Here is a 15,937-nt window from a genome sequence, read left to right on the forward strand (position 1 = left end):
CCACGCCCACCACTTTCCGAAAACACATGACAACAGGGACCGAGAAAATGACCAGTGATCTGGCGAAATTTGCCAAGGACAAGGGCGTAAAATATTTCATGATTTCATACACCGACCTGTTCGGTGGACAGCGCGCCAAGCTGGTGCCGGCAGAGGCGATTGCCGACATGCAAGAGGACGGCGCCGGTTTCGCGGGCTTTGCCACCTGGCTTGATCTGACGCCCGCGCATCCCGACATGCTGGCCGTGCCGGATCCCGCATCGGTGATCCAGCTGCCCTGGCAGCGCGATGTCGCCTGGGTCGCGGCCAATTGCGTGATGGATGGCCAGGATCTGGCCCAGGCCCCGCGCAACGTGCTGCGCCGCCTCATCGGCGAGGCCGCCGCCGAAGGGTTGCATGTCAAGACCGGCATCGAGGCCGAGTTCTTCCTGCTGACCCCCGAGGGCGACAAGATCAGCGATCCTCATGACACCAGCGGCAAGCCCTGCTATGACCAGCAGGCCGTGATGCGCCGCTATGACGTGGTGCGCGAGATTTGCGACTACATGCTCGAACTGGGCTGGGAACCCTATCAGAACGACCACGAGGACGCGAATGGCCAGTTCGAGATGAACTGGAAATACGACGACGCGCTGGTCACCGCTGACAAGCATTCCTTCTTCAAGTTCATGACCAAATCGGTCGCGGAAAAGCATGGCTTCCGCGCCACTTTCATGCCCAAACCGATCGAAGGCCTGACCGGCAACGGGTGTCACGCGCATATTTCGGTCTGGGATGGCCCCGGCGCCAAGGCCAAGACCAACGTCTTTGCCGGCAAGGGCGAAGGCCAGACCGGCGAAGTGGGCCTGTCGGAGCGCGGCAAGCACTTCCTCGGCGGCATCATGAAGCACGCAAGCGCGCTTGCGGCCATCACCAACCCGACCGTCAACAGCTACAAGCGCATCAACGCGCCCCGCACCATCTCGGGTGCCACATGGGCGCCCAACTCGGTGACATGGACCGGCAACAACCGCACCCACATGGTGCGCGTCCCCGGCCCCGGCCGGTTCGAGCTGCGCCTGCCCGATGGCGCGGTCAACCCCTATCTCCTGCAGGCCGTGATCATCGCGGCGGGTCTCTCGGGCATCCGCTCTAAGGCCGATCCGGGCAAGCGCCACGACATCGACATGTATGCCGAGGGCCACAAGGTGCGCGGCGCGCCCAAGCTGCCGCTCAACATGCTCGACGCGCTGCGCGAGTACGACAAGGACAAGGAACTCAAGGCGACGATGGGCGAAGATTTCTCGGCCGCCTATCTCAAGCTGAAACGGCAGGAATGGAATTCCTTTGTCAGCCATTTCACCAAATGGGAACGCGACAACACGCTCGACATCTGAGAGTGCAACGCACCAAACAACAGGCCCGCGCGAGAAATTGCGCGGGCTTTTTTTCAGACAGGCAAGGGTGCGGTTATCGCTGGGTTCTGTCGGATCGTTGAACCCGAGGCATGAGCCGCGCGGAACGCTGGGCCGGGGACTAGCGAAGCAACGGCACTGTCTGGCAGTTTATGCCTGCCAAGCCCGTGTGACCCGACAGAATAGCGATCCCTCTCCAAATCGCTAGGCCGCGGGACGGCCCAGCGATCCGCGCGGCGGCGCGTGCCGCGCCCTGTTCCGCGCGGGGATATACCCAACGTCGGCTCTCACCCGTCCGACACCGGGCACCCCTGCCCCGTCCGGTCCGCCTCGACGCGCCAATCCGGCACCTCGTTGATCAGCATATGCGCCGCCCGGTTCAACACCGCGCGAAACCGATCCACCACCGGCCCCTCCATCCCTTCGGCGCGCAGGGCCGCGTCGAATGTCTCGAGCCACATGGTCACATCCGCCTGGCGGATGGGCACATGCGCATGGATCTCGCGCAGGTCCATATGCCCGAACCGCTCGCGATAATAGGCGCGCCCGCCCAGAAACCCGGACAGGAATTCAAACTGCGTCTGGCGCGTATGCTCCAGCCCATGACCGCGAAAATGCAGCCGGTGCAGCGGATAGACGGCAGGGTCCCCTTCCATCCGGTCGTAGAACGTCCGAACCAGGTCCCGCAGCCGTTCTTCGCCGCCCATATCTTCGAGTGCCGTGCTCATACCCGCCAGTCTTTCAGCCGGACGAGCCCCGCGCCTTGACGCAAGTCAAGAACGCGGGCGCGTCTTTTGCGGATCGTAATGGGCAAAGGGCACGATGGTCGCGGGCAGGCGCTTTTGCTGCCCGTCGAGCTTGCCGATCTCAACGGCGGTTCCCACCGCATGATGCGCCACATCAACCCGTGCCAGCGCGATATTCTTGCCCAGGAGCGGCGAGCGCATCGAGGATGTCACCTCACCGATCTGCGCGCGCCCGATATGGACACAGTCGCCATGGCCAACGGCCACGTTGCTGTCGATGTCGAGGCCCACCAACACCCGCGCCGGATGCTCCTTGCGCCGGATGAGCGCCTCACGCCCGATGAAATCATCCGGCTTCGACTTCAAGGGCACGGTAAACCCGATCCCCGCCTCGAACGGATCGGTCTGATCGCTGAAATCATAGCCCGCAAAGATCAGCCCCGCCTCGATCCGCACCATGTCGAGCGCTTCCAGCCCCATGGGCGTCAGCCCATGATCCTTGCCCGCTTCCCAGACCGCATCAAAGACTTCGACCGCGTGCTTGGGGTGACAGAAAATCTCATAGCCCAACTCGCCGGTATAGCCGGTGCGCGAGACCACCACCGGAATCCCGTCGTGATCGCCGATGCGCGCGGGCGCAAATCGGAACCATCCCAGCTCTTCAAACTTGGGCTGATGCGGCGCGGTCCAGATCACCTTTTTCAGAAGATCGCGGCTCTCCGGTCCCTGCACGGCGATATTGTGCTGCATGTCCGTCGAGGACCGCACCAGCACTTTCAGCCCCAGCTCCTGCGCCTTCTCGCGCAGCCATTCGCCGCCGTAATCACTGCCGCCGATCCAGCGGAAATTGTCCTGCCCCAGGCGGAACACCGTGCCGTCGTCGATCATGCCGCCATGCGGATAGCACATCGCGGTATAGACCACGCCGCCCACCGGCAGTTTCTTGATGTCGCGGGTAAAGACATATTGGCAGAGCGCCTCGCTATCCGGCCCGGTGATCTCGAACTTGCGCAACGCACTCAGGTCCAGCACCACGGATTTCTGACGGCAGGCGTGATACTCCGCAATCGGCCCCGCGCTCGACATGGCGCTGGCCAGCCAGAATCCGTTATACTCGATGAAATTCTCGGTAAACCGCGCGAAACACGGGTGAAATCCTGTCTGTTTGGTCATCTTTGGCTCCGCGTCGGGGGTGGGCCGATAGGCCACCGATCTTTGAAAGGTTTCCTTGCCGCTATAGGTGCGCACGTGAATATCCGTGGGGTTCCAGCCATTGGCGGCAGAGGTGTCATCCGGGCAGGCCGAACTCACACAGACCAGATCCGTCAAGGCGCGCAGCAGCACATAGTCGCCCGGCCGCGTCCAGGGCTCGTCGGCATACATCACCCCATGCGCATCAAGGCCGGTGTTGAAGAAGAAATTGATCGCCATCCAGCCCGCCCGCGCCGTCACCCCATGCGGGGCAAGGGCGGCGTTGAAATTGTCGGAACAGTTCACATGCCCCGGATAGCCGATGTCGTCGTAATATTTCGCGGCACAGGCCAACGCAAAGGCATCGTGCCGCCCGACCGTATCCTGCACCACCTCGACCAGCGGCAGCATGTCCTGATCGTAGTATTTCGCATGCAGACCGGGCATCGGATAGGCATGGCCCATCAGCGTGCGCGTCGTGGTCACATCCAGCGCATGCTCGATCCCCTTGTCCAGCTTGCGCGCGGCGAAACACTGGAAATCCGTGCATTGCCGCCCGTCCACGTCGAGGATCTGGATATAATCCCCCGCCTTGACGAAATAGGACTCGGCCGTCGCCGAATGGACGCGCAAATCCGTCACCGGATCGGCCAGCGGATCGGGCAATTCGAACCGCGCAGCGGATTTGAGCGTGGCACGCGTGACCCAGACGGTCAGCGGCGTCGCGGTATCCTGCGCCGTGAAATCCATGATGCCCCCAGGCGCGGCGATCACCGCCACCCCGTCGCGCTGCACCATGAACTCCGCCTCGTCCCCCGCCGGGCTGCCCGAATCGAAAACATCCACCGACCGCGCCCGCGCCAGATCGATCCCCCGCGCCTCCAGCCCCATGCGCAATCCGCGCAACGAGGTCTCAGACCCCGCCAAGAGCGCCTTGAGCCCTGCCGCCTCGCCCGTGCCCGCTTCACCCAGAATGCCCGGATCAATCGCCCCATCCGGCCGCGTCGTCACGATCTCGCAGCGCTGCCCGCCTTCGGTATTCACCACCCGCAAGCGATCTCCCGCCTCGACGCGAATGAGGATTGCACCCGCGCCTTCGACCACATAGCGTTCGGTTCCAGGCGGCAGAGAGAAGACACGCGGCTGAACAATCACACTGGGCCGGGGCGGCCCGGCCTTGACCTCGGGATAGCGCATTTCCAACACTGCGGACCTCCTCTTTCCCTGCAAGATATTTGCATAAGCGGAATATTTATTTAACAATAAGAATATCGCAACCCTGCCGCGCCAGCAACATCAAACCCGAACCAACCCCGGAATTCTCAGCGATGACCACTGGAGAAAACCCCGCATGACCGCTCTCATCCTTGGCCTTGTCGCGGCACTCGCCTGGGGCACCCATGACGTCTGCGTGCGCTATGTCAGCCAGAACAACGGGATTTTTGCGCCTTTGGTGTGGGTTCTGGCCTTTGGCCTCATGATCGTGACCCCGATCAGCGCCTATGCGGGCATTCAAACGCCCCAAGGCGGCGACATCGGCCTCGCCCTGCTCGCCGGCGTTTTCTTCGGCATCGGTGGCACGGCGCTCTACCGCGCCTTTTCCATCGGCCCGGTGCGGCTCGTGGCTCCGGTGATCGGGGCCTATCCGATTCTCTCGGTCGGCTGGGCCAGCCTCAATGGCGCGCCCACCACGCCGCTCGAATGGATCATGGTCGGTCTCATCATCTGCGGCGTGGCCTATATCGCCCAGAGCGATGCAGGCCATGACACCGCCGAGGCCCCGGCCAGCCCCCTGCCCGCCATCGGCTGGTCGCTGCTCGCCGCTGCGGGCTTTGCGCTCACCTTCGCCATCGGGCATCAGGCCACGGCGACGGGCGGCGAACTGCTGCTTCTGGCCCCCACCCGTGCCGCGGCTCTTGTGGTGGTGCTGGGCTTTGCACTGGCCCTGGGTGCGCCCCTTGCGCTCAGCCGCCGTCATGTGCCGCTCCTCCTGTTGATGGGCACGCTCGACGCGCTGGCCATCGGCTGCGTGATCGGCGCCGGCCAGACCGCGCGCCCCGAATTCGCCGCCATCGGCGCCTCGACCTTTGGCGTGATCACCGTGCTCTTTGCCGCCATCTTCCTGCGCGAACGCCTGCGCGGCACGCAATGGCTGGCGGTGCTGGGCGTCTTTACCGCCATCGGCATCCTGGGCGGCGGGCACTAGGGCGCGTCGCGCCCCATCGGACCCGCCTTTCATCGTTCTTCAAATGCTCGAAAAATCTCAGCCCTCGGCAATCAAGAGCGCTGCGGCCAGAAACTTGCGCCCGTCATCAAACACGGGCGGCTTTTCGCCTCGCCACCGCGCACAGATCGGTCGTTCAGGCCGCGCGCCCACCAGCAATCGCCGCAGCGCCTGATCGCTCTCGGCGGCAATGGCCCGATAGCGCTTGCGCATGTTGTCGTGGAACGTGTCGCGGTGCAGCGCCTCCATCCGCAGATGAAACAGCGATGAGCGGCTGCGCGGCTTGAACACGATCCCGCCCACCATCTCGGGGGCGCGCCGCCAGAGGTTCAGCGCCTGCTTTTGCAAGGCCTCCGCCCGCGCGCCCTGCCCGGCGTCGCGCGCCAGAACCGCAAGATTGGCAAGGCTGGTGGCCCGCCGCATATCCTGCGCGCGGAAGAACAGCCGCGCCACCCATCCCGCGCGCCGCAGCGCCCGCGCGGCCCCCGCCCGGTCGCCCGCCGTATAGGCCGCACAGCCCGCCTCGGTCAGACGCTCCCAAACCAGATCGGCCCGCGACCACCCGGCCTCGCGCGCCACCCGCATTTCGGTATCGCCGCGCTCAAAGCCCCAGATACGCGGCGCGAACATGTTCATTTCCACGTAGCTCATGGGCAGGGCCCTCCATTGCGGTGTTTCCGGTTTCCAGGACATAGGCATGATGCGCCAGTTCAAGGGCCAGTTCGGCATTCTGCTCCACCAGCACGACCGACAGCCCCTGCGCGTTGATCTCCTCGATGATCCGCGCGATTTCCTCGACGATCACAGGGGCCAGCCCCATCGACGGCTCGTCCATCAGCAAAAGGCGCGGCTTGGACATGAGCGCGCGGCCAATCGCCAGCATCTGTTGCTCGCCGCCCGACATGGTCTGCGCCCGTTGCACGCGCCGTTCACGCAGGCGCGGGAAACGGTCATAAACCTTTTCCAGGTCGCGCTCGACCTCGGGCTTGTCGCGGCGCAGGAACGCGCCGGTGCGCAGATTCTCCTCGACCGTCATGTCCTTGAAGATGCGCCGCCCCTCGGGCACATGCGCGATGCCATGCGCCACCACCTTATGCGCGGGCAGATGATCAATCCGCTGGCCCTCGAACAGGATTTCCCCCGCCGAAATCGGAATCATTCCCGACATCGCGCGCAGCGTCGTGGTCTTGCCCGCGCCATTGCCACCGATGATCGTGACGATCTTGCCCTCGGGCACGGCAATGGAAATGTCGCGGATCGCGTTGATCTTGCCATAGTTCACGGCAATCTTGCGCATCTCAAGCAACATGGCGCGCGCCTCCCAGATAGGCCTCGATCACCGCCGGGTGGTGCCGGATCTCCGCCGGTCCCCCTTCGGCCAGGAACTTGCCAAAACTCATGCAGGTGATGCTGTCGCAAAGACCCATGATCGCCTGCATGTCATGCTCGACCAGCAGGATGGTGATCCCATCCGCCTTGAGGCGGCGCATCAGCTCCATCATCTGCCGGGTTTCCTCGGGGTTCATGCCGGTAAACGGCTCGTCGAGCAGCATCACATCGGGATGGCTGGCATAGGCCACCGCCAGCCCGAGCGCGCGTTGGTGCCCGTGCGACAGATCCCCGGCGCGCTCGTCCACCAGATCATCCAGCCCGAAGAATTCCAGCGCCTCGCGCGCCCGCGCCTCGGCGCCGCGCCGGTCCTCCCGGTCCCAGCCGACGATCGCGGCAAAGATATTGGGGCGGAACGGCATATGCGTGCCCACCAGCGCGTTTTCCAACACCGTCAACTCGGCAAAGAGTGTCGAGTGCTGGAATGTCCGCACCACGCCGCGCCGCGCCACCTCATGCATGGCGAGGCCGGATATATCCTCGCCCCGGAGCAGGATTTGTCCGGAGGTCGGCTTGTAGAACCCCGAGATCATGTTGAACGTCGTGGTCTTGCCCGCGCCATTCGGCCCGATCAACCCGTGGATACTGCCATGCGCCACCTTGAAGGACAGACCATCCACCGCCATCAACCCGCCAAAGCGCATGGTCAGGTTCCGCATTTCGAGAAAATCGGTCATGCTTCGGCCTTTCTGTCGGATTTCGCCGTGGGTTTGCGCGCGATAAACTTCTGAACAATGCTCTCCAACCCATTGGGAAGAAAGAGAATAGACAGGATCATGATGGCCCCGTAGAACAATGGCCGCGCCTGCTCGAAGCCCATCCCGCGCAGCACGATCTCATTGAGCACCGTCAAGAGAACACAGCCCAGAATTGGCCCGTAAAACGTCGTCGTGCCCCCCACGATGGCCCATGTCAGCACGAACACCATCACCTCGATGTCAAAGGAATTGGGGTTCACCGTGCCCACGTAATGCGCCTGCAACGCCCCCGCGATCCCGGCAAAACCCGAGGCGATGGCAAAGGCCAGCGTCCGATAGGCCCGCAGATTGACCCCCGAGGCCTGCGCCAGCTTGTCCTGCCAATGCACCGCGTGAAAGGTCAGGCCCACCGGAGATTTCTCGATCCGCCACAACACCCAGAGACAAAAGGCGACGATGGCACCGGCGAAATAGTAATAAGAGACCGGCTCGAAGAAATCGAAACTGTAAAAACCGATGGAAAAATCCGGCATCGGATCAATCCCCGAAATCCCCCGGACGCCGCCAAAGGGCTCGCGGAACCGCTTCCAGATCAGGCGGATGATCTCACCGGCCGCAAAGGATCCGATGAGAAAGTAAAACCCCTTCATCCGGAACAGCGGAAAGGACAAGAGCACCGCCAAAAGCGCCGCCGTGACCCCGCCCAGGATCAACCCGACCGGCACCGGCACGCCGAGGTTTTTCGTCATCAAAGCCGAGGCATAGGCCCCCACCCCCATGATCACCACATGACCGAGGGACCATTCGCCGGTCAGCGTGAGCAAGCGGTAGGACATGACCAACAGGATATTGATCACGAGAAAGACGAGAATTTCCTGCTGCGAAAAACTCAGGCCATGTGGCAGCGCGATCAGCGCCGCAGCGCCAAGAAGGAACATCACCGGCTTAAGCACGATCCGCACTCCCAAACAGACCCGTAGGCTTGACGATCAGCACCACCAGCATGAGCATCAGCCCCACGATATCAGCCAACACCCCATCCGAGAACGTGGTGACGAAGGTGTGGACAAAGGCATAGACCACCGAGGCGATGATTGCCCCTTCCAGCGATCCGACCCCGCCCACTATGATGACGATAAAGGCCGTGACAATCACCGAATGGCCCATATGCGGGTTGACCGACACCAGCGGCGCGGTCAGCGCCCCCGCCACACCCGCCAATGCGGCCCCGATGAACATGGCGATCCGCGCGGTCTGCGTGATCGAAATCCCCTGCAATGCCGCCGCCTCAGGGTCTTGCGCCGAGGCGCGCAGCGCCCAGCCAAACCGCGTCCGCTTGAGGAAATACCACAGCGCGCTCAACAGGACGACCGCCGCAACGATCACATAGATGCGCGCCACCGGCAGACCCACCTTGTCAGAGATACGCCACACCTCTTGCGTGACGGGCGGAATATGCTCCATGCGCACGCCAAATCCCATCACCGCCAGCGCTTGCAGGATCATCAGAAAGCCGATCGAGGCCACAAGCCCGCCCAAAGGATTGCCCTTGAGCGGTCGAAACAGCCCTCGCTCCATCACCAGGCCCAAAACGCCCACAAAAATCATGCCGATCGGCACCGCCACAAAGAACGGCAGATGCATGTCGGCATAGAGGGCGACCACCGCATAGGCCCCGGCCATGAACAATTCGCCATGGGCGAAGTTGATCACGCCCATCACGCCAAAGATCAGCACGAGGCCAACCGCCACCAGGGAAATATAGCTTGCTGCATAGACGGCGTTCAGGCCGGTCTGCGCCAGGAGTTCCATCATCGGAATGCTCGAATTTTAGAGAGACAGGATAACAGCGCCCGCCAACCGGGCGCTGTCATGGGACTGGGTCAGCCGCGCTGATCCCACATCTGGCCATAGGCCTGCATATGCTTGATCAAGAGATCGCCATGCCGGCTATACCAGTCGGGGATCGAACGAAATTCCTTGATCACGGCCTTGCCGTTCTCGATGGCGACCACGGGCCAATCGCCCACCAGCGCGTTGTCGATACCAAAGAGTTCCTCGCCCCACCATTCCGCCTCGCCAAAGGCATGGTTGCCGGGGCCGTCCTTCATCGCGGCCAGCACCGCTTCGGGGTCGGCAGAGCCTGCCTTTTCGGCCGCAACCTTCCACAGGTCCATGATCGAGGCATATTCCCAGCTCACCGCGCCCCACTGACCGGGATGCCGCGTGTTGTATTCGGCATAGAACCCGTTGGGGTCCTGGAAATTGACGTTCTCGGCATTCAGCGCCGGATCGTCGAAATCCGGGAACTGGAAGATGAACCCTTCCATGAATTCCTTCGAGGTCTTGGCGATCATCTGGTCATAGAAATCCGCCGTGCAGCTGATGATCTGACCCTTGAAATTCTGCTGAAAGAGCTGCTCGGCAATCGGGTGCACATAATCCGAATAGCAGGTGTCCAGACAGATGATGTCGGGGTTCTTGGCCATCAACCGTGTCACCACCGGTGCGAAATCCGTGGTGGCCGGGTCAAAGAGCAGCGGCTCGTCCAACATCTCGATCCCCGCCGCCTCGAAGGCCGCCAGATAGGTTGCCACCGACGGCAGGCCAAGCGCATCGTCCTGCGCGCACATCACGGCGGTTTTCAGCTCCGGCTTGTTCTGCGCCAGCCACTCTACTCCGGTCACGTTATAGATGGGGTGCACCTCGGCCGGGGCCAACAGCGTCTTGGTATCGGGCGAGAGATCCGAAGGCAGCAGCGTGGAAAAGAGCATCCCCGTGCGTTCCGCCACCGGCTGCACACCTGGCCAGGGATCGCCGCCCAGCATCATGATAAAGCTCACGCCATCCTCGCGGATCAGCTTGGTGGCCCCGGTGCGCGCCTTGGCGGGATCGTATTCCTCGTCATAGGCCACGAATTCGACCGGGTGCGGGCCATCCGCCAGCATGATCCCGCCCGCGGCATTGACCCGCTCGGCCCAGATCATGCAGCCATCGAGACCGGGTTTACCCCAGGCCGCCACGGCGCCCGTCAGGGGGGCCAGAAATCCGATCTTGATCGGTTCACCCGCCGCCAGCGCCACTTTCGGCAAGCCAAGCGCTGCCGTCGCCGCCGCGGAGGTTTTCAGAAAGGTCCGACGTGTGAACCCCTTGGATATATATTTGGAAAGCATGCATTCCTCCAACTGTTGGCACCGCGCGGTATCGCGCAGCAGAGCGGAGCCAAGGACGACCTGTTCTGGTTCATTGACAACCCCAGAGACTATACCAGTTTCCGAAATTGGTTTCGGCCCACGAACAAAGGCTAGCAAAGCGATTTGAAACTCACAAGAAAATTTGTTTCTTAGAGTTATAATTTAGCCGGGCCAACCGACCAAGTCACTCAATTTAAATATAATTTCCAAAAGGTCATTTTAGAGGCACCTCGCAAAACCCCTCTTTTTGCCCGCAAAACTGGTCCGAAAGGGGATCGAAATTGGTTCTCTGGCCCTGACCTGCGGCTTGTGCCAGTGTCCGGTTCCGCCTAGATTTACCGTAAACGGCCCCCCGCACCACACCAAGGACCCCGCTACGATGGCCAACCAGAGCACCACAGCCCAGCTTGTCACCAGCCACTCGGTCGGGGCCACCGTGCAGGTGGTGATCGACAGCCTCTTTGCCCGGATCAAATCAGAAGAATACCCCGAGGGCGCGCGCCTGCCCTCCGAGCGCACCCTTTCGTCGGAACTGGGTGTCGCCCGCAACACCGTGCGCGACGCGCTCGACGTGCTCGAGGCGCGCAACATCATCCGCCGCCGCGCCGGGTCTGGCAGCTTTGTCACCTACAAGAGCGAACTCACCCGCACCCCCAGCCGCAACGCCTTGGCCGAGAACACCAGCCCGCTCGATCATCTCGTCGTCCGCGGCATTCTCGAGCCCGAGATGATCCGCCTCGCGGTCATCAACATGACCCCGCGCGACATCATGGAACTCGACGACATTCTCACCCGGATGGAAGGCATCAGCACCGACGCCGCGGAATTCGTCGCCTGCGAAGAGGATTTCTATCGCAAGATCGCGGCGGGCACGGGCAACCCCCTGCTCGCCTCCTGTTACGATCTGGCAATCGAGGCCTGTTTGCAGACCCACCGCTCCAGCATGATGCGGCGGCACCTGACGCCCAAACGCATCGAGGATTACCAGAAACGCTATAACGCGCTCTTCAACGCCATTTCTTCGCGCGATGTCGAAACTGCCGTGGAATACATCAAGCTGCACCTGATCGAAGAACAAAAGACCCTGCTGCAAGAGGATTGAGCAGGATCAGCTGCCGACCAGGCGCGCCTCCAGACAGGCCTTGCCAGTGCCCTGCCCGTGCCGCTGATGCCAAAGCTGGCCGAGCGCCGCCATTTCCACCCGCAACAGCGCCTCATGCCGCGCAAGCCAATCGGGGATCGACCCGAAATCGACGATCCGCGCCTTGCCGCCCCGGATCTGCACCACCGGCCAATCGCCGATCAGCGTGTGGTCGAGGCCAAACATATCCTGGCCCCACCATTGCGCCGGGCCAAAGGCGTGGTTGACCTCGCCCAACTGCCGCATCGCCGCCAGAACCGACACCGAATTGACCGTCCCTGCCCGTTCCACCGCTGACTGCCATATGTCGAGAATCGCCGCATATTCCCAACTCACCGCTGTCCAGCTTCCGGGAAAGCGCGCGTTGTATTCCTCGTAGAACGCCTGGGGCTGGTTAAAGAAGAACGCCTTTTCCGCCAGCGCCGGATCGTCAAAGTCGGGGAACTGGAACAGGAACCCTTCCATGAACTCGGGCGAGGTGAGCGCGATCAACTGTTCATAACAATCCGCCGTGCAACTCAGGATCTGGCCCGCGTAGCCCTGATGATAGGCGTACTCGGTCATCGCATGCACCATCGGCGTATAGCTCGTACACCAGCACAACATATCCGGCGCCGCGGCCAGCATCGGGGCCACCACCTCGGGGGCCGTGGCCGTGCCGGGGTCATAGCGGATTTCCTCGACGATCTCGATACCCACCGCCTTGAACGCCGCGCGATAGGCGGCAAGGGCCGGCAACCCAAGCGCATCGGTCTGCGCACAAAGCGCCACGGTCCGGATCTCGGGCCGGTGCCTTGCGATCCATTCCACCGCCGTCACCGTGTAGATCGGCAGCGATTCGCCCGGCGCAATGAGATAGGGCGTGTCCGGCGACAGGTCGCTGGTCAGCAAGGATGAGGTCAGCACCTTCTGCCCCATCAGGTAGTCGCGCACCTCGGTGAACGAATCGCCCCCCAGCATCATCACCAGCGCGGCATCATGCTCCTGCACCAGATGCCGCGCCCCGGCCAGGGCGTCCGCCCCGTCATATCCGCAATCATAGGCCTCGAGCCGCACAGGGAATCGCCGCCCCCCCATCAGCACGCCACCCGCACGGTTGAGCCAGTCCACCCAAAGCCGACACCCCTGCAATCCCGGCAAGCCCCAGGATTCGACCGGGCCGCTCAGCGGGGCAAGAAATCCGATGGTCAACGTCTTTCGCATGCCCACGGAAAACCGCGGCAATGCGCTTCTGATGGCCAGTCTTTGGGCGAAACTCGAATTGGACATGATCAATTCCTAGCAGGTTCCCGGCGCAGCACCAGCCATCTCGTGGGAAAATATTATTCTTAGAAAGAATATTTATTGACAAGCCCGCCGAACCGACTCCAATCTGGCATGAACCAAAAGCACCAATACATGAAATTGGTCCATACCAGCTTGGAGGGCAACATGACCAAAAAAAGAATTGCGATCATCGGCGCGGGACCGTCGGGCTTGGCCCAGTTGCGGGCCTTTCAATCCGCCGCCGCCAAGGGCGCAGAGATCCCCGAGATCGTCTGTTTTGAAAAGCAGGACAATTGGGGCGGCCTCTGGAACTACACCTGGCGCACCGGGCTCGATGAATACGGCGAGCCGGTCCATGGCTCGATGTATCGCTATCTCTGGTCGAACGGCCCCAAGGAAGGCCTGGAATTCGCCGACTATTCCTTCGAAGAGCATTTCGGCAAGCAGATCGCCTCTTATCCGCCCCGCGCCGTGCTCTTCGACTATATCGAAGGCCGCGTGAAAAAGGCCGGCGTGCGTGACCTCATCCGCTTCTCCACCGCCGTCCGCTGGGTCGAGAAAGACGGCGACAAGTTCAACGTCACCGTTTGCCATCTCCCCGAGGATCACACCTATACGGAACAGTTCGACCACGTCATCGTCTGTTCGGGCCATTTCAGCACGCCCAACGTGCCCTACTTCCCCGGCTTCGAGAATTTCAAGGGCCGCGTCCTGCACGCCCATGATTTCCGCGACGCGCTGGAATTCAAGGACAAGGACATCCTCATCGTCGGGACCAGCTATTCCGCCGAAGACATCGGCTCGCAATGCTGGAAATACGGCTGCAAATCCGTGACCGTCAGCCACCGCACCGCGCCCATGGGCTACAAATGGCCGGACAACTGGCAAGAGGTGCCGCTCCTGCAAAAGGTCGAGGGCAACACCGCCTATTTCAAGGATGGCACCACCAAGGACGTGGATGCCGTGATCCTCTGCACCGGCTACAAGCACCACTTCCCCTTCCTGCCCGACGCTCTGCGCCTCAAGACCGCCAACCGTCTTGCCACCGCCGATCTCTACAAGGGCGTGGTTTTCGTGCGCGAACCCGATCTGTTCTACATCGGCATGCAGGATCAGTGGTTCACCTTCAACATGTTCGACGCGCAGGCCTGGTGGGTGCGCGACGCGATCATGGGCCGCATCGCGCTTCCCGACCGCGCCACGATGGAGGCCGACGTCGCCGACCGTGTCGCCCGCGAGGATGCCGGTCAGGATGACTATGACGCGATCTGGTATCAGGGCGATTACGTCAAGGAACTGATCGACGAGACCGATTATCCCAGCTTCGATGTCGAAGGGGCTTGTCAGGCCTTCAAGGAATGGAAAGGCCACAAGAAGAAAGACATCATGGGCTTCCGCAACAATTCCTATAAATCTGTCATCACCGGCACCATGGCCCCCCTGCACCACACGCCATGGAAAGACGCCCTCGACGACAGCCTCGAAGTTTACCTCCAGAACTGACTTTCCCTACCTGTGGTGGGCGGCCTCGTGCTGCCCACCCTTTTTTTATCGCTGCAACAGGGCTTGATCTTGCGCGCGTGGCATCGCATGCAAAGGGCCATGTCCCATCCCCGCCCTCATGCCGATTTTCCCTGATGCCGATTGCCCTCGATAGTCTCGCGGCGCTCGCGGCTCTGCCCTTTGACGAGGTGATCGACGTCCGGTCTCCCGCCGAATTCGCAGAGGATCACATCCCCGGCGCGCTCAATCTTCCCGTCCTCTCGAACGAGGAACGCGCCCGCGTGGGCACGATCTATGTGCAACAGGACCGTTTTCTCGCGCGCAAGATCGGCGCAGCCCTCGTCTCGCGCAATGCCGCCGCCCATCTTGAGGGCCCGCTCGCGGATCGTCACGGCGGCTGGCGTCCGCTGGTCTATTGCTGGCGCGGCGGTCAGCGCTCGGGCTCCTTCACCGTCATCCTGCAACAGATCGGCTGGAAGGCCGACACCATCCAGGGCGGCTATCAATCCTACCGCCGCCTCGTCGCCCGCGCGCTTTATGAAGAGGCGTTTCCCGCCCCCATCCGCCTCATCGACGGCGGCACCGGCACCGGCAAGACCCATCTGCTGACCCATCTTGCGGCCCACGGGGCACAGGTAATCGACCTTGAGGGGCTCGCCGCCCATCGCGGCTCGCTCTTTGGTCCCATGCTCGGCGGTCAGCCTTCGCAAAAATCCTTTGAGAGCGCTCTGGCCGCACAGATGGCCCGGCTCGATCCCACCCGCCCGGTCTATATCGAGGCCGAGAGCAGCCGCATCGGTCGCATCAACCTGCCCCCCATGCTCACCCACGCCATGCGCAGCGCACCGGCGATCCGGCTAGAAGTGCCGCTTGCGGCGCGCGTGTCCAACGTCTGCGCCGATTACGCCGACCTCATCGCCGATCCCGACCGGCTCAACGCGATCCTGACCCGGCTCGTGCCCTATCACGGCCATGCGCAGGTTGACCAATGGCGCGCCCTTGCCGCCACGGGCGATTTTCCCACCCTCGTGGCGCAGTTGATCGAGACCCATTACGATCCGCGCTACATCCGCAAACCCCGCCCCGAAGGAACAACGCCTCTGGAGTTGCCCGATTTGTCAGAGGCCACGCTGCAAGCGGCAGCAAGGGATTTGATCCACAACGCGTAGGCTTGGATTATTGCAAACATCG

Annotated in this window: 14 protein-coding genes; 5 read left to right on the forward strand and 9 right to left on the reverse strand. The window is 62.4% G+C overall.

What is annotated here, in order from left to right:
• Positions 1-47 precede the first annotated feature (47 nt).
• The gene (gene glnT / locus MVC20_RS01455) at positions 48-1,376 is read left to right on the forward strand and encodes a type III glutamate--ammonia ligase (RefSeq protein ID WP_297537754.1); all 1,329 of its coding nucleotides are present in this window, start codon (positions 48-50) and stop codon (positions 1,374-1,376) included.
• A gap of 305 nt (positions 1,377-1,681) precedes the next feature.
• Here glnT and MVC20_RS01460 read toward each other — a convergent pair whose 3' ends face one another.
• A complete protein-coding gene (locus MVC20_RS01460) occupies positions 1,682-2,122 on the reverse strand; it encodes a cyanoglobin (protein ID WP_297537756.1) in 441 nt (146 codons plus the stop codon).
• Positions 2,123-2,167: 45 nt separating this feature from the next.
• Positions 2,168-4,537, reverse strand: coding sequence for a trimethylamine-oxide aldolase Tdm (gene tdm, locus MVC20_RS01465; protein ID WP_297537758.1), 2,370 nt, complete (start codon positions 4,535-4,537; stop codon positions 2,168-2,170).
• Positions 4,538-4,682: 145 nt separating this feature from the next.
• Here tdm and MVC20_RS01470 point away from each other — a divergent pair, with 145 nt between their 5' ends.
• Complete coding sequence (locus MVC20_RS01470) at positions 4,683-5,537, forward strand: DMT family transporter (protein ID WP_297537760.1); 855 nt, start codon at positions 4,683-4,685, stop codon at positions 5,535-5,537.
• Positions 5,538-5,594: 57 nt separating this feature from the next.
• Here the strand turns inward: MVC20_RS01470 and MVC20_RS01475 are convergent, their stop codons facing one another.
• The 6 genes from MVC20_RS01475 to MVC20_RS01500 all read right to left on the reverse strand — a co-directional run bounded on the left by MVC20_RS01475 (position 5,595) and on the right by MVC20_RS01500 (position 10,815).
• Positions 5,595-6,206 (reverse strand): tetratricopeptide repeat protein, encoded by a 612-nt coding sequence (locus MVC20_RS01475; RefSeq protein ID WP_297537762.1) that lies wholly within the window; start codon positions 6,204-6,206, stop codon positions 5,595-5,597.
• Positions 6,157-6,864 (reverse strand): ABC transporter ATP-binding protein, encoded by a 708-nt coding sequence (locus MVC20_RS01480; RefSeq protein WP_297537763.1) that lies wholly within the window; start codon positions 6,862-6,864, stop codon positions 6,157-6,159. The genes MVC20_RS01475 and MVC20_RS01480 overlap by 50 nt, the downstream gene beginning before the upstream one ends.
• Complete coding sequence (locus MVC20_RS01485; protein ID WP_297537765.1) at positions 6,854-7,621, reverse strand: ABC transporter ATP-binding protein; 768 nt, start codon at positions 7,619-7,621, stop codon at positions 6,854-6,856. Before MVC20_RS01485 ends, MVC20_RS01480 begins: the two co-directional genes overlap by 11 nt.
• A complete protein-coding gene (locus MVC20_RS01490) occupies positions 7,618-8,604 on the reverse strand; it encodes a branched-chain amino acid ABC transporter permease (protein WP_297537767.1) in 987 nt (328 codons plus the stop codon). Before MVC20_RS01490 ends, MVC20_RS01485 begins: the two co-directional genes overlap by 4 nt.
• On the reverse strand, positions 8,588-9,457 hold the full coding sequence (locus MVC20_RS01495) for a branched-chain amino acid ABC transporter permease (protein WP_297537769.1): 870 nt from the start codon (positions 9,455-9,457) through the stop codon (positions 8,588-8,590). Before MVC20_RS01495 ends, MVC20_RS01490 begins: the two co-directional genes overlap by 17 nt.
• 68 nt (positions 9,458-9,525) lie before the next feature.
• The gene (locus MVC20_RS01500) at positions 9,526-10,815 is read right to left on the reverse strand and encodes an ABC transporter substrate-binding protein (RefSeq protein WP_297537771.1); all 1,290 of its coding nucleotides are present in this window, start codon (positions 10,813-10,815) and stop codon (positions 9,526-9,528) included.
• Positions 10,816-11,215: 400 nt separating this feature from the next.
• Between MVC20_RS01500 and MVC20_RS01505 the strand changes: the two genes are divergently transcribed.
• Positions 11,216-11,938: an FCD domain-containing protein gene (locus tag MVC20_RS01505; protein ID WP_297537773.1), complete on the forward strand. Its 723-nt coding sequence runs from the start codon at positions 11,216-11,218 to the stop codon at positions 11,936-11,938.
• A gap of 6 nt (positions 11,939-11,944) precedes the next feature.
• Here the strand turns inward: MVC20_RS01505 and MVC20_RS01510 are convergent, their stop codons facing one another.
• Entirely contained in the window at positions 11,945-13,246 is a 1,302-nt protein-coding gene (locus tag MVC20_RS01510; RefSeq protein ID WP_297537775.1) for an ABC transporter substrate-binding protein, read from the reverse strand.
• Positions 13,247-13,408: 162 nt separating this feature from the next.
• Here MVC20_RS01510 and MVC20_RS01515 point away from each other — a divergent pair, with 162 nt between their 5' ends.
• Complete coding sequence (locus MVC20_RS01515; RefSeq protein WP_297537777.1) at positions 13,409-14,746, forward strand: NAD(P)/FAD-dependent oxidoreductase; 1,338 nt, start codon at positions 13,409-13,411, stop codon at positions 14,744-14,746.
• A gap of 134 nt (positions 14,747-14,880) precedes the next feature.
• On the forward strand, positions 14,881-15,915 hold the full coding sequence (mnmH, locus tag MVC20_RS01520) for a tRNA 2-selenouridine(34) synthase MnmH (RefSeq protein WP_297537779.1): 1,035 nt from the start codon (positions 14,881-14,883) through the stop codon (positions 15,913-15,915).
• Positions 15,916-15,937: the final 22 nt, after the last annotated feature.

It is taken from the genome of Roseovarius sp., from assembly GCF_027019125.1.
In the GTDB taxonomy this organism is placed as follows: Bacteria; Pseudomonadota; Alphaproteobacteria; order Rhodobacterales; family Rhodobacteraceae; genus Roseovarius.